The sequence below is a fragment of the Streptomyces sp. NBC_00859 genome, from assembly GCF_045161865.1.
Classification (GTDB): Bacteria; Actinomycetota; Actinomycetes; order Streptomycetales; family Streptomycetaceae; genus Streptomyces.
The window spans coordinates 2,857,873-2,877,071 of record NZ_CP108826.1 but is presented as its reverse complement, the minus strand read 5'-3'; the positions used below and the strand labels follow the sequence as shown (position 1 = coordinate 2,877,071).

Below are 19,199 nucleotides of genomic sequence, written 5' to 3'. Positions count from 1 at the left end.
TCGAGCTGTCTTCAACGTTTCATCGGGGGAGGGCACATTGGTAAACCGCAAGGAGCTGAATCCTGAAGCGAGCCCTGGGGCTGCCTTCGGGGCACGGTTGCGCAGATTGCGCGAGGCTCGCGGCTGGACTCAGGACGAACTGGCCGGACTGGTCGGCTACTCGGGCAGGCACATTTCGGCAATTGAAACCGGACGCAAACCGCCAACTCTGCGTTTTACGCGCTGCTCTGATGTGGCGTTCGGGGTCGTGAACACCGCTGACTCCTTCGAACGCGAGTGGCGTGACATCCGGCATGGCTCGCTGCTGGAGGGGTTTCCGGAGTACGTCGGTCACGAGGGCCGGGCTGTGGAGATCCGGTTGTACGAAGTCGGCATCGTCCCCGGCCTGCTGCAGACGCCCGAGTACGCGTCGGTCCTTGCTGGGAACGCCGTCCGGCGCGGAGCCATCACGCCCGAACAGGCTGACGAGCGGGTCACGCTCGTCGCGGAGCGGCAGGCGGCACTTGTCCGGCAGACCCTGCCCGTGCTCATGGTGGTGCTGGACGAGAGCTGCATCCGCCGGTCCATTGGTGATGCTGCCGCCATGGAAGCCCAGTTGACGCGTCTGGTGGAGTTCGCCGGCCAGCCGAATACCATGCTTCAGATCGCGCCGTTCGACCTGGGAGCGCACCGACCGTTCGACCTTCCGATCACCGTGCTGACGATGCCGGACCGCTCGCTGATGTCGTACGCCGAATCTTCCCAGCGGGGCCACCTCGAACGGGAAAGTACTGCGGTACTACCCATGCTGACGGCCTACCATCAGTTACAGGCCGAATCGCCCTCGCAGGCGGCATCCGTAACCATGATCGAACAGGTACGAAAGGGCACCCCGTGACGACCACGACCGACTCCCCCCGCTGGTTCAAGTCCTCGTACAGCAATAACGGCGGCCAGTGTGTCGAGGTCGCCACCAACCTGGCCCGCTTGTGCGGTGTGGTTCCCGTCCGCGACTCCAAGAACCCGGGCGGCCCCGTCCTGGACGTCCCGGCCGGTGCGTTCGCCTGCTTCGTGGCGTGTGTCAAGGCCGAAGATTTCGGTGCCGTCTGACGGCCCGCCATGCAGGCGGCAACCGTAGCCATGATCGAGCAGGTACGAGAGGGCACCCCATGACGACCGAATCTCCCCGCTGGTTCAAGTCCTCGTACAGCAACAACGGGGGTGAGTGCGTCGAGGTCGCCACCAACCTGGTCCCCTTGTGCGGTGTGGTTCCCGTCCGCGACTCCAAGAACCCGAGCGGCCCGGCCCTGGACCTCGCCGCCGATGCGTTCGCTTCCTTCGTGACGGGTGTCAAGGCCGGAGAGTTCGGCGCCGTCTGATCGGCCGGCGCGGCTGTCCGGCATCCGCTGGACGGCGGGCGTCGTGGAGGCGGGCACAGCTGTCGGCCGGGTGCGGGCCTCGCGGGCCCGCACCCGGGCGCCGTTGTTCTACAGCCCCGCCGCCCGCGACAGGTCCGCCTTGATCGCCGTGAGGACCTGGTCCGCCCGGGTCCTTGCCGCCGGGACATCCTCGACGGCGGCCACCGGCAGGACCACCTCCAGGTAGCACTTGATCTTCGGCTCGGTGCCGCTCGGGCGGACGATCACCCGGGCGCCCTCCAGGTGGTAGCGCAGGCCGTCCGTGGGCGGGAGCTGCTCCGAGCCCTCGGACAGGTCCTCGGCGCTCGTGACATCGAGGCCCGCCAGCTGCGTCGGCGGCTGCTCGCGCAGCCTGCGCATCGCGTCGGTGATCAGCGACAGGTCCTCGACGCGCACCGAGAGCTGGTCCGTCGCGTGCAGCCCGTGCTGGACGGCGAGTTCGTCCAGCAGGTCGAGCAGCGTGCGGCCGTCGGCCTTCAGTACCGAGGCCAGTTCGGCGACCAGCAGGGCCGCCGTGATGCCGTCCTTGTCGCGTACGCCGTCGGGGTCGACGCAGTAGCCGAGCGCCTCCTCGTACCCGTACCGCAGGCCCTCGACGCGGGCGATCCACTTGAACCCGGTCAGCGTCTCCTCGTACGGGAGCGAGGCCGCGGCGGCGATCCGGCCGAGCAGCGACGACGAAACGATCGACTCGGCGAACGTGCCGGTCACCCCCCGGCGCACCAGGTGCGCGGCGAGCAGCGCGCCCAGCTCGTCGCCGCGCAGCATCCGCCAGTCGCCCTCGTACGGCACGGCCACGGCGCAGCGGTCCGCGTCCGGGTCGTTGGCGATGACGATGTCGGGGGCGGCGCGGCGGGCGGTCGCGAAGGACAGGTCCATCGCGCCCGGCTCCTCCGGGTTGGGGAAGGCGACCGTCGGGAAGGCCGGGTCGGGCTCGGCCTGTTCGGCGACGAGCACCGGAGCGGGGAAGCCCGCCCGGTCGAACGCCGCCAGCAGGGTCTCCGTGCCGACGCCGTGCATCGCCGTGTAGACGGTGCGCACAGTACGGGGGGACCCCGGCGTCAGTACGGCGTCCGTACGCGCCAGATAGGCGTCCAGGACGTCCTCACCGAGGGTTTCCCAGCCGCTCTCCGGGCGCGGTACGTCGTGCAGGCTCCGCACGGCGTCGATGTGCGCGGCGATCCCGGTGTCCGCCGGGGGCACGATCTGCGACCCGTCGCCGAGATAGACCTTGTAGCCGTTGTCGCGCGGCGGGTTGTGGCTCGCGGTGACCTCGACGCCCGCGACCGCGCCGAGGTGGCGGACGGCGAAGGCGAGGACGGGGGTGGGCAGCGGGCGCGGCAGGACGGCCGCTCGCAGACCGGCACCGGTCATCACCGCCGCGGTGTCCCTGGCGAAGTCCGCGGACTTGTACCGCGCGTCGTAGCCGACGACGACCAGGCCGCCGGCCTGCCCCTGCGCCTTGAGGTATGCGGCGAGGCCTGCTGCGGCGCGTATGACCACGGCCCGGTTCATCCGCATCGGACCGGCGCCCAGCTCGCCGCGCAGCCCGGCCGTGCCGAACTGGAGCGTGCCGCTGAAGCGTGCGGCCAGTTCGGCGGTGTCCCCCGAGGACGCGGTCTCGATGAGCTTGCCGAGCTCGTCGCGGGTGTCGCTGTCGGGGTCCTCCGCCTGCCAGGTCTTGGCGCGGGCGATCAGGTCCTGCTGCACGGTGGTCTGCCTTTCTCGGCCTGCGGCGGCGTGGTGGTGGTGCGGCTGGGGTGGCTTCGGCGAGGGCGGGCGGCGGCGCCCGCGGCGGAGCCGTTCCCCGCCCCGGTCCGGTGACCGGGGCTCAGTCCCGGACCCTGCTCGCCGAAGGCCGCAGGCGGCTGGGCCGGGCGGCGCGCACCGTGCTCCGTGGCGCGGTGCCGCCGGGCCCGTCCGGCGATCGATGACGCGGGGGACACGGGCGGATCAGATCCGCTCCAGGACCTTCGAGAGCAGCGAGCCCATCCGGGCGGCCGAGTCCCGGCCGGCCTGAAGTACCTCTTCGTGGTTGAGCGGCTCGCCGCTCAGTCCGGCCGCCAGATTCGTGACGAGCGAGATCCCGAGCACCTCGGCGCCGGCCTCGCGCGCGGCGATGGCCTCCAGGACGGTGGACATGCCGACCAGGTCGCCGCCCAGCACCCGGACCATGTTGATCTCGGCGGGCGTCTCGTAGTGCGGGCCGGGGAACTGGACGTACACGCCCTCTTCCAGCGTCCCGTCGATCTCCTTGCAGAGCGCGCGCAGCCGCGGCGAGTAAAGATCGGTGAGGTCCACGAAGTTGGCGCCGATGATCGGCGAGGTGGCCGTCAGGTTGAGGTGGTCGCTGATCAGGACCGGCTGGCCGGGGCGCATTCCCGGGCGCAGGCCGCCGCAGCCGTTGGTCAGGACGACCGTCTTGCAGCCCGCGGCGACGGCGGTACGCACTCCGTGCGAGACGGCGGCGACGCCGCGGCCCTCGTAGTAGTGGGTGCGGCCCAGGAAGACCAGCGCGCGCTTCCCGCCGATGGCGTACGAGCGGACGCGTCCGCCGTGGCCCTCGACGGCGGGCGGCGGGAATCCGGGCAGCTCGGTCACGGCGAAGTCGGCCACGGGCGTGCCCAGGGCGTCGACGGCCGGCGCCCAGCCCGAGCCCATCACAATGGCTACGTCATGGGTCTCCGCGCCGGTGAGTTCGCGCAGGCGCGTGGCGGCGGCGTCGGCGGCGACAGTGGGATTGTCGGCGGCGCCCTGGATGTCCGGGTTAACTGAAGCGTTCACGCCGACGAGGGTAACCGCTCCGGCCCTACGCGCGTAGATGTCTGGGCCGACGGAGTCGCGATCGTTGTCTTGTCGTTTCCGACAAACGTGCTGAGGGCGGCCCCGCGCAGGTGCGCGCCCCGCCCTCAGCAGGGGCGCTTGCGGAGCTCCATCACGTAGTCGTGCGGGGCGCCCGCGGACTCGGCGGCGTCGGCCAGCTCGCCCAGGTAGCGCGCCGAGGGCAGCCCGCCCTCGTACCCGTTCAGTACGTAGATCCAGGCAGGTTCCTCGCCCTCCAGGGTGTCCACGCGGACCCGCATGCGCCGGTATATGTCGAGGCCGACGCCCTCCCAGCGGTCCATCGAGTCCTGGTCCATCGGGGCGATGTCGTACAGGGCGACGAAGACCTGGGAGCGCGGAGCCTCGACGAGCGTGGCGAGCGCGCCCTCCCAGCCCATCTGCTCCCCGCCGAAGGTCAGCCGCCAGCCGTTGAGCCAGCCCGTACCGCGCAGCGGGGAGTGCGGGGCGCGGCGACTCATCAGCCGCGCGTCGAGGTTGCCGGCGTACGCGGCGTAGAGCGACATGCTGTCGAGGGTACGACAGTGGCATTTCGGGGCCGGGCCACTTCGCCGCAACGGGCGGCCGGACGGGCCTCCCGGGCGGCCCCCGGGAGGCGGCGGGCGACCCGGGGGTGAAGCATCTTGAAGAGTGCGGGACAATGAAGCACGTACTGCATTCCCCGGGGGCTCCCCCCGGACCCCCGGCCGGGGCGGCAGTGCGGCCGGGGTGACAACGCGAGGCGGATTTTTCGTGACCCGGATCGTGATCATCGGCGGCGGACCAGGCGGATATGAGGCCGCCCTGGTGGGCGCCCAGCTCGGCGCGGAGGTGACCGTCGTCGACTGCGACGGTCTCGGCGGGGCATCCGTGCTCACCGACTGCGTGCCGTCAAAGACTCTGATCGCCACGGCCGAGGTGATGACGACCTTCGACTCTTCGTACGAGGAGTTGGGCATCATCGTCGCCGACGACACCCCACCGCTGGAACAGGCGGCCCGGGTGGTCGGCGTGGACCTCGGCAAGGTGAACCGGCGGGTGAAGCGCCTCGCGCTGGCCCAGTCGCACGACATCACGGCGTCGGTCACCAGGGCGGGCGCGCGGGTGATGCGCGGGCGTGGCCGGCTGGCCGGACAGCAGGCGATGGACGGCTCCCGCCAGGTGATCGTCACCGCGGCCGACGGCACCGAGGAGACACTGACGGCCGACGCCGTCCTCCTCGCCACCGGTGGCCACCCGCGGGAGATCCCGGACGCGCAGCCGGACGGCGAGCGCATCCTGAACTGGACGCAGGTGTACGACCTGGACGAGCTCCCCGAGGAGCTCATCGTGGTCGGCTCCGGTGTCACGGGCGCCGAGTTCGCGGGCGCCTACCAGGCACTGGGCTCGCGCGTCACGCTGGTCTCCAGCCGGGACCGGGTGCTGCCGGGCGAGGACCCGGACGCGGCGGCCGTCCTGGAGGACGTGTTCCGCCGCCGGGGCATGAACGTGATGGCCCGCTCCCGCGCCGCCTCCGCCAAGAGGGTGGGCGACCGGGTCGAGGTCACCCTGGCCGACGGACGGGTCATCTCCGGTACGCACTGCCTGATGGCGGTCGGTGCCATCCCCAACAGCGCGGGCATGGGCCTGGACGAGGCCGGCGTCCGGCTCAAGGAGTCGGGCCACATCTGGACCGACAAGGTCTCCCGGACGAGCGCCCCCGGCGTCTACGCGGCCGGCGACGTCACCGGCATCTTCGCTCTCGCCTCGGTGGCCGCGATGCAGGGCCGTATCGCGATGTACCACTTCCTCGGTGACGCGGTGCAGCCGCTGAACCTCAAGACGGTCTCCTCCAACGTCTTCACCGACCCGGAGATCGCCACCGTCGGATACAGCCAGGCCGACGTCGACTCGGGCAGGATCGTGGCGCGCGCCGTCAAGCTGCCGCTGCTGCGCAATCCGCGCGCGAAGATGCAGGGCATCAGGGACGGCTTCGTCAAGATCTTCTGCCGTCCGGGTACCGGCATCGTGGTCGGGGGAGTGGTCGTGGCTCCCCGGGCCAGCGAGCTGATCCACCCGATCTCGATCGCGGTCGACAACAACCTGACGGTGGAACAGATCGCGAACGCCTTCACCGTGTACCCGTCGCTCTCCGGCTCGATCGCCGAAGTGGCGCGGCAGCTGCACACCCGGAAGATGGCGGGCGAGGCCTGACGCGGGGGGTCGGCGGGCGGACCGGACAGCGCCAACTGCGCCCCGTATACCACCTGCTGACCCAATCTGCGCACAACTTCTGTTTTTCGGCGCAAAGTGCTGAGAACTATCGGCCGGTCAGGTTACTGTCTGTTTCGTGTTCGCTGCTGAACGTCGCCAATTGATCCTTGAAATGGTGCGTGCAAACGGGGCCGTATCGCTCCGTGAGCTCGCCCGTGTCGTCCAGACCTCCGAAGTGACCGTACGGCGGGACGTGCGGGCACTGGAGGCAGAAGGACTCCTCGACCGCCGCCATGGCGGTGCGGTACTGCCGGGCGGTTTTACGCGAGAGTCCGGCTTCCCGCAGAAATCCCATCTCGCGACCGCTGAGAAGACGGCCATCGCCGACCTCGCCGCGGGGCTCGTCGAAGAAGGCGAAGCCATCGTGGTCGGCGCGGGGACGACAACGCAGGAGCTGGCCCGCCGGCTCGCCCGCGTTCCCGGACTGACGGTCGTCACCAACTCCCTCCTGGTGGCCCAGGCGCTGGCCCATGCCAACAGGGTCGAGGTCGTCATGACCGGCGGCACGCTGCGCGGTTCCAACTACGCCCTGGTGGGCAGCGGTGCCGAGCAGTCCCTCCAGGGGCTGCGGGTGTCCCGTGCCTTCCTCTCCGGCAGCGGGCTGACCGCCGAGCGCGGTCTGTCCACCTCCAACATGCTCTCGGCCAGCGTCGACCGGGCGCTCGTGCAGGCAGCCGCCGAGGTGGTGGTCCTCGCCGACCACACCAAGCTGGGCACCGACACCATGTTCCAGACCGTGCCGACGGACGTGATCACCCGCCTGGTCACCGACGAGCCGTCCGCCCAGGACGACCGTGCGGCGACGGAGCTGCAGGCCCTGGCCGACCAGGGTGTGCAGATCGCCGTGGCCGGGGGGCAGAGCGGTGGCGCGGGCTCCGGAGCGGGCGGTGAGGTCCCCCCTGCCGGGCGGCAGCCCCGCAGGGACGTGCCGCTTCCCGGGCAGCGGCGTACGCACCCCGGCGGGCCCGGACCGCAGCCGCTGCGCAGCGCGGTCTCGCTCGCCGAGCAGCAACAGCAGGCGCGCGTGGCCGATATGCGCCGACGCTAGCGACGCGGCCCGGGAGCCTGCCCTCCGCAGGCACCCAGCCCTCGTACGTCAACGGCCCGCCTTGGCTTCGACGCCGCGGGCCTTCGGTCCAACGGCGCCGCCTTCGCCGTGATGCCGCGGGCCTTCGCTCCCACGTGACGAGCCCCCGGCCGGTGGATCCGGCCGGGGGCTCGACGCGTAGCTGTGCGGGTCTGTGCGCTCGTACGTCCTGCGCTTTCGGACCCGGTGTGTCAGCCCTTGATCTCGCAGATCAAGGCGCCGGATGTGACGGAGGCGCCGACTTCGGCGGTGAGGCCCTGGACGGTGCCGGAGCGGTGCGCGTTGAGCGGCTGCTCCATCTTCATCGCCTCCAGGACGACGACCAGGTCGCCCTCCTTGACCTCCTGGCCCTCCTCGACCGCGACCTTGACGATCGTGCCCTGCATCGGGGATGCGAGCGAGTCGCCGGAGGCGGCGGAGCCGGCCTTCTTGGCCGCACGGCGCTTGGGCTTGGCGCCCGCGGCCAGACCGGTGCGGGCCAGCGTCATGCCCAGCGAGGACGGCAGTGAGACCTCCAGGCGCTTGCCGCCGACCTCGACGACGATCGTCTCGCGGCCCGACTCGTCCTCGTCCGCGTCGCCGCCCGCCGGGGCGAACGGCGGGATCTCGTTGACGAACTCGGTCTCGATCCACCGGGTGTGCACCCGGAAGGGGTCCGATGTGAAGGCCGGGTCGGCGACGACCGCGCGGTGGAAGGGGATGGCGGTGGCCATGCCCTCCACGGTGAACTCGGCGAGCGCGCGGGCGGCCCGCTGGAGGGCCTGCTCGCGGGTGGCGCCGGTGACGATCAGCTTGGCGAGCAGCGAGTCCCAGGCGGGGCCGATGACCGAGCCGGATTCGACGCCGGCGTCGAGACGGACACCGGGCCCGGTCGGCGGCGCGAACGTGGTGACGGTGCCGGGCGCGGGCAGGAAGCCACGGCCCGGGTCCTCGCCGTTGATGCGGAACTCGAAGGAGTGGCCGCGCAGCTCGGGATCGCCGTAGCTGAGCTCCCCGCCGTCCGCGATGCGGAACATCTCACGGACCAGGTCGATGCCCGACACCTCTTCGGTGACGGGGTGCTCGACCTGAAGACGGGTGTTGACCTCCAGGAAGGAGATCGTGCCGTCGACGCCGACAAGGAACTCGACGGTGCCCGCGCCGACGTAACCGGCCTCCTTGAGGATGGCCTTGGACGCGGCGTACAGCTCGGCGTTCTGAGCCTCGCTCAGGAAGGGGGCCGGAGCCTCCTCGACCAGCTTCTGGTGACGGCGCTGGAGGGAGCAGTCGCGGGTGGAGACGACGACCACGTTGCCGAACTTGTCGGCCAGGCACTGCGTCTCGACGTGGCGGGGCTTGTCCAGGTAGCGCTCGACGAAGCACTCGCCGCGGCCGAACGCGGCGACCGCCTCGCGGACCGCGGAGTCGTAGAGCTCGGGGATCTCTTCGAGGGTGCGGGCGACCTTCAGGCCGCGGCCGCCGCCGCCGAACGCCGCCTTGATGGCGACCGGCAGACCGTTCTGCTCGGCGAACGCCACGACCTCGGCGGAGCCTTCGACCGGGTCGGGGGTGCCGGCGACCAGCGGCGCGCCCGCGCGCTGCGCGATGTGCCGGGCGGCGACCTTGTCGCCCAGGTCACGGATGGCCTGCGGCGGCGGGCCGATCCAGGTGAGGCCGGCGTCGAGGACGGCCTGGGCGAATTCGGCGTTCTCGGAGAGGAAGCCGTATCCGGGGTGGATGGCGTCGGCGCCCGAGTCCTTCGCGGCCTGCAGGACCTTGCCCATGTCCAGGTAGCTGGCGGCCGGGGTGTCACCGCCCAGGGCGAACGCCTCGTCGGCCGCGCGTACATGCAGTGCGTCCCGGTCCGGGTCGGCGTAGACGGCTACGCTCGCGATCCCGGCGTCCCGGCAGGCCCGTGCGACGCGGACAGCGATCTCGCCACGGTTGGCGATGAGCACCTTGTGCACGATGGCTCCCTCCTTGCTGTGTTTTCCCCGCCCGCACCCGAGCCGGGGTTACTCGGCAGGTCATCGTGCCGAAGAGTTCGCTGAAACATGCTGAGTTTAGGGACTGCCGACACGGCGTTTCGACCTGTCCCCATGGGTGAGCTTCCCCACACACGGTGTGACACGAGCGTCGGCTGTTCCTCGAAATCCCTTGTCACGCCACGGTACGGAGGGTTCCCGGAACCCACAGTAGCCCTGCTGTGTGGCTTAGGTCTCTGTTGTTCGGGACCGCTGCGGCCCGCGATTCTTTGTGGAGTCCCTACGAAGCGGCGAATGATTCTTTGCTGTCCGTTCCGGCCTCTTGTCCCGGCGCTTACCCGTTAGTAGCCTGCGCGGTGTCGCACGTACTTGCGGTAACGAGCAGTGTCCGGCCCGGTTGTCCGGAGCCGAGAGGTACCGCACCGGCGGTACCGGGCTGCGTATCCGACTGTGTATCCGATAGGGGTGGGCTCATGGCACGGAGGCCGGTGGCCTTGGTGGCCGCGATCGTCCTCATCCTGGAGGCGTTCGGTATCGCCTTCGTGAACCTGATACTCGGCAAGGTCGCCGACAACCAGAACATGTCACTGGCGGGTCTGGATCCGAGCGCGATAAGCACCGGCTCCTGGGTGGCCGGGGGCGTCTTCGGCGTCTACCTGCTGCTCTGCGCCTTCTTCCCGCTGCGCGCCGGGCTCACGGATCACGCGCCCGGCCGCTTCGGCCGGATCCTGCTGATCACCTGCGCCGTGGTGCACGCCGTCCTGGGCGCGCTCACCCTGGGCCTGGTCGGCTGGCCGGCCTTCGTCGCCATGGTCGTGGTGCTCGGACTGATCGTGCTGACCCTGGTGGCGTACGACAGGGACCGGCCGGAGCGCGCGGCGCCCGAGGGCTCCCCGGCCCCGGTCTGACGCGGTACCAGGTCCGGGACGCCGCGCGGATACGCGGTACCGTCGGCCGGCGGTGCGTCGCACGCGCGGTCGTCACGGGGCCGGCGAGCCCTGCGCCGGCCGTCCGGTGAAGGTGACACAGGAGGTACGGGATGACGGGCTCCGGCACCGGGCCTGCCCCGGCGGAGCTGATCCGCTCGGGCCTCATCCGCTACGCGACAGCCGAACGCTTCGGCCGGCCGCGTGCCGTGACGCTGCGGGACACCCGCCCGCCTTCCGGCGAGATCTGCCCGCAGCCGCCCTCCAGGCTCGACGCCGTGATGGGCCCGCCCCGCGACAGCCGCCCGCAGGGCGAGGACTGCCTGCATCTGACGGTCACCACGCCGGGCATGGACGATGGCGCGCGTCCCGTGATGGTCTGGTTCCACGGCGGCGGGTTCAGCAGTGGCGCCGGGCTCATGGACTGGTACGACGGCGGCGCGCTGGCCGCACAGGGCGACGTGGTGGTCGTCTCCGTCAACTACCGTGTCGGCGCGCTCGGTTACCTGTGCCTCGACGGTGTCAGCGAGGGGAACCTCGGCCTGTACGACCAGCTGGAGGCGCTCCGCTGGGTGCGGGACCACATCGCGGCGTACGGAGGTGATCCCGGCGGCGTCACCGTCTTCGGCCAGTCGGCGGGCGCGATTTCGGTCCGGCTGCTCATGGAGACGGCGGGAGCCGCGGGGCTCTTCCGCCGGGCCGTCCTGCAGAGCGCCCCGCCCGCCATCACCGAGCGGCCGCGCGAGGAGGCCGAGGCGCTCGGCCGGATCTTCGCCGAGCACCTCGCGGCACACGGCGAGACCCCCGCGAGCGCCGGACACGCCGCGCTGCTGGACGCGCAGCGGGAGACCGCGGTGGCCCAGCTGCTCAGGTCGGGCAGCACTCTGGAGCCCCCGTTCAGCCCGGTCGACGGCGTATGCGGCCAGGACGGCGCCGACTTCGGGGGACATGTTCGCGGCCTCGACGTCCTGTACGGCTGGAACGCCGACGACATGACCGCCTTCCCCGGCGAGGAGGGGGACCCGGCCGAGCTCACCGACCGGATGTACGCCGTCCCGCTCACGGAGCTGGGGGACCGGCTCGTGCGGGCGGGCGCACGCGTGCACGCCTACCGTCTGGACTGGCGGCCGGCGGGCTCCCCGTTCGGCGCGACCCACTGTCTCGAACTGCCGCTGCTGCTCGGCAGCCGGGAAGCCTGGCAGGGTTCCCCGATGCTGGGCGACACCCCGTGGCACGAGGTCGAGGCGCTCGGCGCCGCACTGCGGGCCACCTGGCTCGGCTTCGTGCGCACCGGCGTACCCGGCCCGGTCTCCTGGCCGGGTACCTGCGCCGCGCTGTGAGACCGGGGCTCGGTGGGCTTGGCGGGGCGGCGGCTCAGACCCACAGGTCGGTGACGGACACGTTCAGCTCGGCCAGCAGCCTGCGCAGCAGCGGCAGCGAGAGGCCGATGACGTTGCCGTGGTCGCCCTCGATGGAGTCGATGAACGGTGCTGAGCGGCCGTCGAGGGTGAACGCCCCCGCTACGTGCAGCGGTTCGCCGCTCGCCACGTACGCGGCGACCTCGGCGTCCGTCGGCTCCCCGAAGCGGACCGTGGTGGATGCGGTGGCCGACGCGCGGCGGCCCGTCGTGGTGTCGATGACGCAGTGACCGGTCTGCAGGACGCCCGCGCGTCCGCGCATGGACTTCCAGCGCGCGGTGGCCTCTTCGGCGTCCGCGGGCTTGCCGAGGGCCTCGCCGTCCAGCTCCAGTACGGAGTCGCACCCGATGACGAGGGCGCCGGCCGCCGTGTCACGGGCGGCGACGGCCGCAGCCTTGGCCTCGGCCAGTACGAGAGCCAGTTCGGCGGGGGTGGGCGCACTGATCGCGTCCTCGTCCACACCGCTGACGATCACCTCGGGGTCCAGGCCCGCGGTGCGGAGCAGACCGAGGCGGGCGGGCGATGCGGAACCGAGTACGAGTCGGCGCTGAGCAGTCATGGGGCCATCGTAGGACCGCGCCCCGGCAGTCTCCCGCCCGGAGGGGGGCGGCTCAGCGCAGGCTCAGTACCGCCATCACGAGAACCATCGCCGCGGCGAGGACGAGACCGGCGCGGCGCAGCATCGCCTGCGCGTCCCGCAGCTCCTTGGGCGGTTTGTTCTCGGGATCGGACCACAGCATGCACTCGATAGTGCGGCCGGGGACGGTCCTGGCGCCTGAGTACGGGTACTCAAGCTGCCCGGAAGCAGGGCGCGAGGGGCTGCCGTAGGCCAGGCCGGCGCGGAGGTCACGACAAGCCCGGAAAGTCGGTCAACGAACCTGCTGGACCGGTCAACTCCGTTATTGCACAGTATTTCTGACTCAGTGTCACTTGGCTGGAAGCCGCCTTGCCGCACCGCGCCGGAGCCACGGTATAAAAACGGAATGAACTTTCCGAAAATGAGCCGTCGCAGTGTTGTCGCAGGTCTGGGCAGTGTTCCGCTGGCGGCAGCCGTCGGGTTACCGGCCGCCCGCCGCGAACGGCCCGCCGGGGCGGGCGGGACAGGCGGGAAACCGGGTGAGCGGGGGACCACCGTGCTGCGCGGCGCCGATCTCGTCCTCACCATGGACCCCGGCGTCGGCGAGGGCGTGCTGGGCACGGTGGAGGGCGGCGCCGACGTCCTGATGCGGGACGGCCGGATCGCCGCTGTCGGCAAGGGGCTGGACGTGCCGCACGGCGCGCACGTGGTGGACGCCACCGGCAAGCTCGTGCTGCCCGGCTTCGTCGACGTGCACAACCACCTCTGGCAGTCGAGCATCCGCGGCGGCTGCTCCGGCCAGGACGTCACCGGCTGGCTGGCGGCCTGCAACCGGACCGTGCTGCCGAAGATCGACGCCAGGGACATGTACGCCTTCGTCCACCTCGCGGCCCTCGACGCACTGCAGACCGGCGTCACCACCGTCGTGGACTGGGTGCACCCCATCCCGTACGGCACCAGTGAGCGCTATGTCCGGGCGCTGCACGACTCCGGGCTGCGGTTCGTGTACGCGATGACCCAGAGCGGCGCGGACCGGCATCTCATTCCGGAGGTCAAGAAGGACTTCCTGGACCCGCTGCCGCTGGCCTCCGCGCAGGTGGCGGTCCATGCGGGCATGTCCGGAATCAAGGACCTGAGGCTGCTGCACGAGGTGTCGCGGGATCTCGGTCTGATGATCAACTCCCATGTGCTGGAGAACAGCATCGACCGCAAGGACGAGCAGATCCGCGCCCTGCGCGAGGTCGGCGCCTTCGGTCCGGAACTCCTGATGAACCACGCGATCCACCTCACCGACGACGAGATCGCGCTGGCCGGCGACCACGATGTGCGGGTGGCGCACTGCCCGCTCAGCAACATGCGGCTGGCCTCCGGCATCATGCCGCTGCCCGCGCTGCACCGGCACGGTGTACAGGCCGGGCTCGGTCACGACGGCGGCACCAACGACACCTCCGACATGTTCAACGTGATGAAGGCGGCTGTCGGGCTCCAGCGGGCGCTCCATCAGGACGCCGGTATCCATCCGACCATCCCGGCGGTGCTGCGGATGGCCACGCTGGGCGGCGCGGAGTGCATCGGGATGGCGGACAGCGTCGGTTCGCTGACGCCCGGCAAGCGTGCCGATGTCCTCGTCCTGGACCCCGGCACCCTCAACTTCGCCCCGCGCTTCGACTGGATCAGCCAGATCGTGCTGAACGGTCAGCCCCCGAACGTCACGCACGTCTTCATCGACGGCGTCGCGCGCAAATCGGGCGGTGAGCTGGTGGGTGTGGACACCGAGCGGGTGGTCCGCGCGGCAGAGGAGGCGGCGGCGCACGTACGCGCCGCCTGACAGGCGATCCCCCATGCGGCCGCGGGCTACGGCTGCGACGGCGCGCGGCGGTACGCGCCCGCCCGCGCCGCTGCCAGGGCGGCCACCGCCGCCCGTTCCGCGTCGAGGGCCGTGAGCGGTTCGTGGCTGACCGCGAACCGGTAGTAGAGCGGCGCCGACACGGCCCTGATCAGCTCGGCCGCGTCGGTGTCCGCCGGGATCTCGCCGCGGGCCGCCGCCCGTTCCGCGCACGGGGCCCAGGCGCCGATCCGGGTCGCGTAGAAGCTGTTCAGCGCGGCGGCGCACTCCGCGTCGCAGGCCGCGGCCGCGATCACCGCCCGGAAGACGGCGCCCGCGCGGGGGTCGGTGAGGGTGTCCAGGACGAGGGCGGCGTTCGCCCCCAGGTCGCCCTCCACGGTGCCGGTGTCCGCTCCGGGTACGGACTGCTCGGCCATGTCCCGCAGCAGGTCGGCGACCAGGCCGGCCGACGAGCCCCAGCGGCGGTAGACCGTCGTCTTGCCGACCCCGGCCGCTGCCGCGACGCGGTCCATGTTCAGGGCGTGGAAGCCCTGTCCGGCCAGGGTTTCCCGGGTCGCCTCCAGTACGGCGACGCGGACCTTCGCGGTGCGGCCGCCGGGTCGCAGGGTGCCGGGTGTGCCGGGCTGGTCCGTATTCAAACGGGACTCCTGTTCCATTAAGGCTGGGAATGCTGCTACGGTCATCCCACCCTAACGGAACTACAGACCCGTTAGCTATTCAGGAGTGCGCCATGAAGCTGTTCCACCGCAGGTCCGCCGTCGTGCCGCTCGCCGCGCTGCTGGGCCTCGCCCTCCTCACCGCGCCGGGGGCGCGGGCCGACAACGTGACGCCGCGCGGCGGCTGGACGGCCGCCTGGGCCGCTTCCCCGCAGGCGCCCAGCACCGGATTCACGCCCAACTGGTCGCAGGAGGGCTTCTCGCACCAGACCGTCCGGCAGGTCGTCCGGGTCACGGAGGGCGGCGACCGGGCCCGTATCCGCCTCTCCAACCTGTACGGCACCTCTCCCCTCGTCCTCACCGGCGCCACCATCGCCCGCGCCGGAAAGGGGGCGGCCGTCCAGCGTGGCAGCACCCGCGCCCTCACCTTCTCCGGACGGGAGTCGGTGAGCGTCCCGGCCCACGGCGAGCTGCGCAGCGACGCCGCCCCGATCCGCGTCGGGCGGCTGGAGTCGGTGACCGTCACCCTCTATCTGGCAGGGACGACCGGGCCCGCCACTTACCACTCACAGGGCTTCACCAACAGCTACCGGGCCTCGGGCGACCGCCGGCGGGACTCATCGGGCCGTCCGTTCACCGACACCACCCAGTCCTGGTACTACCTCTCCGGCGTCGACGTGAGCGGCGGCGGAGCGCGCGCAGGCGTGGTCCTCTTCGGGGACTCCATCACCGACGGCTTCGGCTCGACGCCCGGCACCGACCGCCGCTACCCGGACGCCCTCGCCGAACGTGTGGGCCGCCCGGTGCTCAACGCCGGCATCGGCGGCAACCTCGTACTCAACGACTCGGCCTGGTACGGCGAGCGGGCCACCGCCCGGTTCGGCCGCGACGCGCTGGACCAGCCCGGAGTCTCCACGGTCGTGGTGCTCGAAGGGGTCAACGACATCGGCTTCAGCGAGGTGTCGGACCAGCCCACGTACAAGCCGTCACCGGTGATCGGGTCGTCCGAACTCATCGCCGGGTACCGGGAGCTGATACACGCCGGTCATGCGCGCGGGCTGCGGGTCATCGGCGCGACCCTGCTGCCGCTGAAGGGTTCCGACCACTGGGGCAGCCACGCTGCGAAGGTCAGCGGGGAGGTCAACCGGTGGATCAGGACCTCCGGCGAGTTCGACGGTTACGCCGACTTCGGCCGGGCGCTCGCCGACCCGGCCGATGCGGACCGGATGAACCCGGTGTACGACTCCGGCGACCATCTGCACCCCAATGACGCGGGCTACCGGCTGATGGCCGACACCGTGGCCGGGGTGCTGACGGCCTCACCCGCGACAGGCAGGGAGACCGTCAGCGCCGGCCGTGGCTATCCGGGCCAGTAGGTACGCGCCCACGCCCGCGGCCCCGGCTGCTGTATCCGGTGACGGGCGATGCGGGCCGGATCGGACCACTCCTCGGGCGGCAGCGGCGCGCCCGACGGCGCGGCGGCTGCCGCCGCGGCGCGTGCCTGGACCACCGCCACCGCGGCGGCAAGCTCCTCCGGGGTCGGGTTTCCCCGTACGACCTTGATCATCGTCGAGCCCTTCCTTGGATCGGTGAAGCGGTTCTAGAGCGGAATGTTGCCGTGCTTCTTGGGCGGCAGCGACTCCCGCTTCGAACGCAGCTGACGCAGGCCGCGCACGATGTGCCGACGGGTCTCGGACGGCATGATCACCGCGTCGACATAGCCGCGCTCGGCTGCGACGTACGGGTTGAGCAGGGCGTCCTCGTACTCCGAGATCAGCTGGGCGCGGGTGGCTTCGGCGTCGTCCGCGGCCGCGATGGTGCGGCGGTGCAGGATGTTCACCGCGCCCTGGGCGCCCATCACCGCGATCTGCGCGGTGGGCCAGGCGACATTGAGGTCGGCGCCCAGATGCTTGGAGCCCATCACGTCGTACGCGCCGCCGAACGCCTTGCGGGTGATCACCGTGATCAGCGGGACCGTGGCCTCCGCGTAGGCGTAGATCAGCTTGGCGCCGCGCCGGATGATGCCGCCGTACTCCTGGTCGACACCCGGCAGGAAGCCCGGTACGTCCACGAAGGTGATGACCGGGACGTTGAACGCGTCGCAGGTACGGACGAACCGGGCCGCCTTCTCCGACGCGTCGATGTCCAGACAGCCCGCGAACTGCATCGGCTGGTTGGCGACGATACCGACCGGATGGCCCTCGACCCGGCCGAAACCGGTCACGATGTTCGGCGCGAACAGCCCCTGCGTCTCCAGGAACTCACCGTCGTCCAGCACATGCTCGATGGCCGTGTGCATGTCGTACGGCTGGTTCGCGGAGTCCGGGATGAGCGTGTCCAGCTCCCGGTCGGTGTCCGAGGTCTCCAGGTCCGCCTCCTCCGGGAAGGCGGGCGCCTCGGAGAGGTTGTTCGAAGGGAGGTACGAGAGCAGTGACTTGACGTACTCGATCGCGTCCTTCTCGTCGCCCGCCATGTGGTGCGCCACACCGGACGTGGTGTTGTGCGTACGGGCGCCGCCCAGCTCCTCGAAGCCGACGTCCTCACCGGTGACCGTCTTGATGACGTCGGGCCCGGTGATGAACATGTGCGAGGTCTGGTCGACCATCACCGTGAAGTCGGTGATCGCGGGCGAGTACACGGCGCCACCCGCGCACGGGCCGACGATCAGGCTGATCTGCGGGATGACCCCCGACGCGTGGACGTTGCGGCGGAAGATCTCGGCGAACAGGCCGAGCGCGGCCACGCCCTCCTGGATACGGGCGCCACCGCCGTCGTTGATCCCGATGACCGGGCAGCCGGTCTTCATGGCGAAGTCCATGACCTTGACGATCTTCTCGCCGTACACCTCGCCGAGCGAGCCGCCGAAGATGGTGAAGTCCTGCGAGTAGACGCAGACCGGGCGGCCGTCGACCGTGCCGTACCCGGTCACCACGCCGTCGCCGTACGGGCGGTTCTTCTCGATGCCGAAGTTGGTGGAGCGGTGCCTGGCGAACTCGTCCAGCTCGGTGAACGACCCCTCGTCGAGGAGCAGTTCCACCCGCTCACGGGCTGTCAGCTTGCCCTTGGCATGCTGCTTCTCCACCGCGCGCGCCGAACCGGCGTGTGTCGCCTCTTCGATGCGGTGCTGGAGATCCGCGAGCTTCCCCGCGGTGGTGTGGACGTTGATCTCTTCCGGCTCGGACATCGGGATGCGGCTCCCTGGGTGCTCAGGCGTCTGGCAAGGCGTTCTGCTACTGGCACGTAGCGTATCGGCGCTGGTGCGCCTCGGCAGTGCGTCGTTTGCCACACCTACTGTGGGTTGCATGACGTCATCCGATGTACCTGACAACCGCTGGTCGGATCTGGAGCGCCCGCCGCTGAACGTAACGTCCCTGCGCCGCGCGCTGGTGCGGCCGGGCTCCCTGTGGACCTCACTCGACGTGGTCACCACCACCGGGTCCACCAACTCCGACCTCGTGGGGCGGGCCGCCGGACTCGACGAGGGCGCGGTGCTGGTCGCCGAGGAACAGAGCGCGGGACGCGGGCGGCTGGACCGCAGCTGGTCCGCGCCCGCGCGCTCCGGGCTCTTCTTCTCCGTGCTTCTGCGGCCGGGCGACGGGGTCCCGGCCGAACGCTGGGGGTGGCTTCCGCTGCTCACCGGGGTCGCGGTGGCCGGCGGCCTGTCCCGGTCGGCGGGCGTCGACACCGCGCTGAAGTGGCCGAACGACCTGCTCGTCAAGGTCCCCCAGGACTCCGGCAGGCTCCGTCCGGGGGAGGCCCCGTCCGGCGAGGAGCGCAAGGCGGGCGGCATCCTCGCCGAACGCACCGCTGACGGCGCGGTCGTGATCGGCGTCGGCCTCAATGTCTCGCTCCGCGAGGAGGAGCTGCCGGTCCCCACCGCGGGCTCCCTCGCACTCGCCGGCGCGGTCTCCACCGACCGTGACCCGCTGCTCCGGTCGGTGCTGCGTTCGCTGGAGCAGTGGTACGGCGACTGGCGCGCCGCGGGCGGCGACCCGGCCGCCTCCCGGCTCCAGGAGGCGTACGCGGCGGGATGCTCGACGCTGGGCCGCACGGTGCGGGCCGAGCTGCCCGGCGGCACATCGATGACCGGAGAGGCCGTCGCGGTCGACGGGGACGGCCGCCTGGTGCTCGCCACGGAGGCCGGGGTCCAGCCCGTCGGTGCGGGCGACATCGTGCATCTGCGCCCGGTCTGAGACCTGTGCGTCGGGTCCGGGACCGGCCGGGGGCCGCGGGCGGGCGGTCGCCGAACGCGGCT

19 protein-coding genes are annotated in these 19,199 nt (G+C 71.3%); 10 read left to right on the top strand and 9 right to left on the bottom strand.

Going from position 1 to position 19,199, the window contains the following annotated elements; all coding sequences use genetic code 11:
• Positions 1–37: 37 nt before the first annotated feature.
• From OG584_RS12185 to OG584_RS12175, 3 genes are read left to right on the top strand one after another with little or no spacing between them, the layout of a single operon-like run.
• Positions 38–877 (top strand): Scr1 family TA system antitoxin-like transcriptional regulator, encoded by an 840-nt coding sequence (locus OG584_RS12185; RefSeq protein ID WP_405777867.1) that lies wholly within the window; start codon positions 38–40, stop codon positions 875–877.
• Positions 874–1,089 (top strand): DUF397 domain-containing protein, encoded by a 216-nt coding sequence (locus OG584_RS12180; RefSeq protein WP_405777866.1) that lies wholly within the window; start codon positions 874–876, stop codon positions 1,087–1,089. Before OG584_RS12185 ends, OG584_RS12180 begins: the two co-directional genes overlap by 4 nt.
• A 59-nt stretch (positions 1,090–1,148) precedes the next feature.
• The gene (locus OG584_RS12175) at positions 1,149–1,358 is read left to right on the top strand and encodes a DUF397 domain-containing protein (RefSeq protein ID WP_405777865.1); all 210 of its coding nucleotides are present in this window, start codon (positions 1,149–1,151) and stop codon (positions 1,356–1,358) included.
• Positions 1,359–1,466: 108 nt separating this feature from the next.
• Here the strand turns inward: OG584_RS12175 and OG584_RS12170 are convergent, their stop codons facing one another.
• The 3 genes from OG584_RS12170 to OG584_RS12160 form a co-directional block, all read right to left on the bottom strand.
• Positions 1,467–3,107 (bottom strand): phospho-sugar mutase, encoded by a 1,641-nt coding sequence (locus tag OG584_RS12170; protein ID WP_405777864.1) that lies wholly within the window; start codon positions 3,105–3,107, stop codon positions 1,467–1,469.
• A 243-nt stretch (positions 3,108–3,350) separates the two neighbouring features.
• Positions 3,351–4,181 (bottom strand): purine-nucleoside phosphorylase, encoded by an 831-nt coding sequence (locus tag OG584_RS12165; protein WP_405777862.1) that lies wholly within the window; start codon positions 4,179–4,181, stop codon positions 3,351–3,353.
• A 125-nt stretch (positions 4,182–4,306) separates the two neighbouring features.
• Positions 4,307–4,744 (bottom strand): gamma-glutamylcyclotransferase, encoded by a 438-nt coding sequence (locus OG584_RS12160; protein WP_164266553.1) that lies wholly within the window; start codon positions 4,742–4,744, stop codon positions 4,307–4,309.
• A gap of 226 nt (positions 4,745–4,970) precedes the next feature.
• Between OG584_RS12160 and OG584_RS12155 the strand changes: the two genes are divergently transcribed.
• Both OG584_RS12155 and OG584_RS12150 read left to right on the top strand, forming a co-directional pair.
• Complete coding sequence (locus OG584_RS12155) at positions 4,971–6,410, top strand: NAD(P)H-quinone dehydrogenase (RefSeq protein ID WP_405777860.1); 1,440 nt, start codon at positions 4,971–4,973, stop codon at positions 6,408–6,410.
• A gap of 136 nt (positions 6,411–6,546) precedes the next feature.
• Positions 6,547–7,518, top strand: coding sequence for a DeoR/GlpR family DNA-binding transcription regulator (locus tag OG584_RS12150; RefSeq protein ID WP_405777858.1), 972 nt, complete (start codon positions 6,547–6,549; stop codon positions 7,516–7,518).
• Positions 7,519–7,748: 230 nt separating this feature from the next.
• Here OG584_RS12150 and OG584_RS12145 read toward each other — a convergent pair whose 3' ends face one another.
• Positions 7,749–9,503, bottom strand: coding sequence for an acetyl/propionyl/methylcrotonyl-CoA carboxylase subunit alpha (locus OG584_RS12145; RefSeq protein WP_405777856.1), 1,755 nt, complete (start codon positions 9,501–9,503; stop codon positions 7,749–7,751).
• A 491-nt stretch (positions 9,504–9,994) separates the two neighbouring features.
• Here OG584_RS12145 and OG584_RS12140 point away from each other — a divergent pair, with 491 nt between their 5' ends.
• Together OG584_RS12140 and OG584_RS12135 are read left to right on the top strand one after the other, a co-directional pair.
• On the top strand, positions 9,995–10,429 hold the full coding sequence (locus tag OG584_RS12140; RefSeq protein ID WP_405777854.1) for a hypothetical protein: 435 nt from the start codon (positions 9,995–9,997) through the stop codon (positions 10,427–10,429).
• A 131-nt stretch (positions 10,430–10,560) separates the two neighbouring features.
• The gene (locus OG584_RS12135; protein WP_405777852.1) at positions 10,561–11,787 is read left to right on the top strand and encodes a carboxylesterase family protein; all 1,227 of its coding nucleotides are present in this window, start codon (positions 10,561–10,563) and stop codon (positions 11,785–11,787) included.
• A gap of 34 nt (positions 11,788–11,821) precedes the next feature.
• Here OG584_RS12135 and OG584_RS12130 read toward each other — a convergent pair whose 3' ends face one another.
• A complete protein-coding gene (locus OG584_RS12130) occupies positions 11,822–12,424 on the bottom strand; it encodes a nucleoside triphosphate pyrophosphatase (RefSeq protein WP_405777850.1) in 603 nt (200 codons plus the stop codon).
• 52 nt (positions 12,425–12,476) lie between these two features.
• Positions 12,477–12,605, bottom strand: coding sequence for a morphogenic membrane protein MmpB (gene mmpB, locus OG584_RS12125; RefSeq protein WP_356828410.1), 129 nt, complete (start codon positions 12,603–12,605; stop codon positions 12,477–12,479).
• 258 nt (positions 12,606–12,863) lie between these two features.
• Between mmpB and OG584_RS12120 the strand changes: the two genes are divergently transcribed.
• Positions 12,864–14,270, top strand: coding sequence for an amidohydrolase family protein (locus tag OG584_RS12120; protein ID WP_405777848.1), 1,407 nt, complete (start codon positions 12,864–12,866; stop codon positions 14,268–14,270).
• A gap of 26 nt (positions 14,271–14,296) precedes the next feature.
• On the opposite strand, the gene OG584_RS12115 is transcribed toward OG584_RS12120, so the two are convergent.
• On the bottom strand, positions 14,297–14,944 hold the full coding sequence (locus OG584_RS12115) for a TetR/AcrR family transcriptional regulator (RefSeq protein WP_405777846.1): 648 nt from the start codon (positions 14,942–14,944) through the stop codon (positions 14,297–14,299).
• 74 nt (positions 14,945–15,018) lie between these two features.
• Between OG584_RS12115 and OG584_RS12110 the strand changes: the two genes are divergently transcribed.
• A complete protein-coding gene (locus OG584_RS12110; RefSeq protein ID WP_405777843.1) occupies positions 15,019–16,320 on the top strand; it encodes an SGNH/GDSL hydrolase family protein in 1,302 nt (433 codons plus the stop codon).
• Here the strand turns inward: OG584_RS12110 and OG584_RS12105 are convergent.
• Together OG584_RS12105 and OG584_RS12100 are read right to left on the bottom strand one after the other, a co-directional pair.
• The gene (locus OG584_RS12105) at positions 16,305–16,511 is read right to left on the bottom strand and encodes an acyl-CoA carboxylase epsilon subunit (RefSeq protein WP_405777842.1); all 207 of its coding nucleotides are present in this window, start codon (positions 16,509–16,511) and stop codon (positions 16,305–16,307) included. The two genes, OG584_RS12110 and OG584_RS12105, sit on opposite strands and share 16 nt — an antisense overlap.
• A gap of 33 nt (positions 16,512–16,544) precedes the next feature.
• The gene (locus OG584_RS12100) at positions 16,545–18,128 is read right to left on the bottom strand and encodes an acyl-CoA carboxylase subunit beta (protein ID WP_405777840.1); all 1,584 of its coding nucleotides are present in this window, start codon (positions 18,126–18,128) and stop codon (positions 16,545–16,547) included.
• A gap of 118 nt (positions 18,129–18,246) precedes the next feature.
• Here OG584_RS12100 and OG584_RS12095 point away from each other — a divergent pair, with 118 nt between their 5' ends.
• Entirely contained in the window at positions 18,247–19,137 is an 891-nt protein-coding gene (locus OG584_RS12095) for a biotin--[acetyl-CoA-carboxylase] ligase (protein WP_405777838.1), read from the top strand.
• Positions 19,138–19,199: the final 62 nt, after the last annotated feature.

What these genes read in the sequence shown, in the direction of transcription:
- OG584_RS12140 (WP_405777854.1), top strand. Translation starts at nt 9,995, where the DNA reads ATGGCACGGAGGCCGGTGGCCTTGGTGGCCGCGATCGTCCTCATCCTG.
- OG584_RS12160 (WP_164266553.1), bottom strand. Translation starts at nt 4,744, where the DNA reads ATGTCGCTCTACGCCGCGTACGCCGGCAACCTCGACGCGCGGCTGATG.
- OG584_RS12175 (WP_405777865.1), top strand. Translation starts at nt 1,149, where the DNA reads ATGACGACCGAATCTCCCCGCTGGTTCAAGTCCTCGTACAGCAACAAC.
- OG584_RS12110 (WP_405777843.1), top strand. Translation starts at nt 15,019, where the DNA reads ATGAAGCTGTTCCACCGCAGGTCCGCCGTCGTGCCGCTCGCCGCGCTG.
- OG584_RS12095 (WP_405777838.1), top strand. Translation starts at nt 18,247, where the DNA reads ATGACGTCATCCGATGTACCTGACAACCGCTGGTCGGATCTGGAGCGC.
- OG584_RS12135 (WP_405777852.1), top strand. Translation starts at nt 10,561, where the DNA reads ATGACGGGCTCCGGCACCGGGCCTGCCCCGGCGGAGCTGATCCGCTCG.
- mmpB (WP_356828410.1), bottom strand. Translation starts at nt 12,605, where the DNA reads ATGCTGTGGTCCGATCCCGAGAACAAACCGCCCAAGGAGCTGCGGGAC.
- OG584_RS12130 (WP_405777850.1), bottom strand. Translation starts at nt 12,424, where the DNA reads ATGACTGCTCAGCGCCGACTCGTACTCGGTTCCGCATCGCCCGCCCGC.
- OG584_RS12115 (WP_405777846.1), bottom strand. Translation starts at nt 14,944, where the DNA reads ATGGAACAGGAGTCCCGTTTGAATACGGACCAGCCCGGCACACCCGGC.
- OG584_RS12105 (WP_405777842.1), bottom strand. Translation starts at nt 16,511, where the DNA reads ATGATCAAGGTCGTACGGGGAAACCCGACCCCGGAGGAGCTTGCCGCC.
- OG584_RS12120 (WP_405777848.1), top strand. Translation starts at nt 12,864, where the DNA reads ATGAGCCGTCGCAGTGTTGTCGCAGGTCTGGGCAGTGTTCCGCTGGCG.
- OG584_RS12100 (WP_405777840.1), bottom strand. Translation starts at nt 18,128, where the DNA reads ATGTCCGAGCCGGAAGAGATCAACGTCCACACCACCGCGGGGAAGCTC.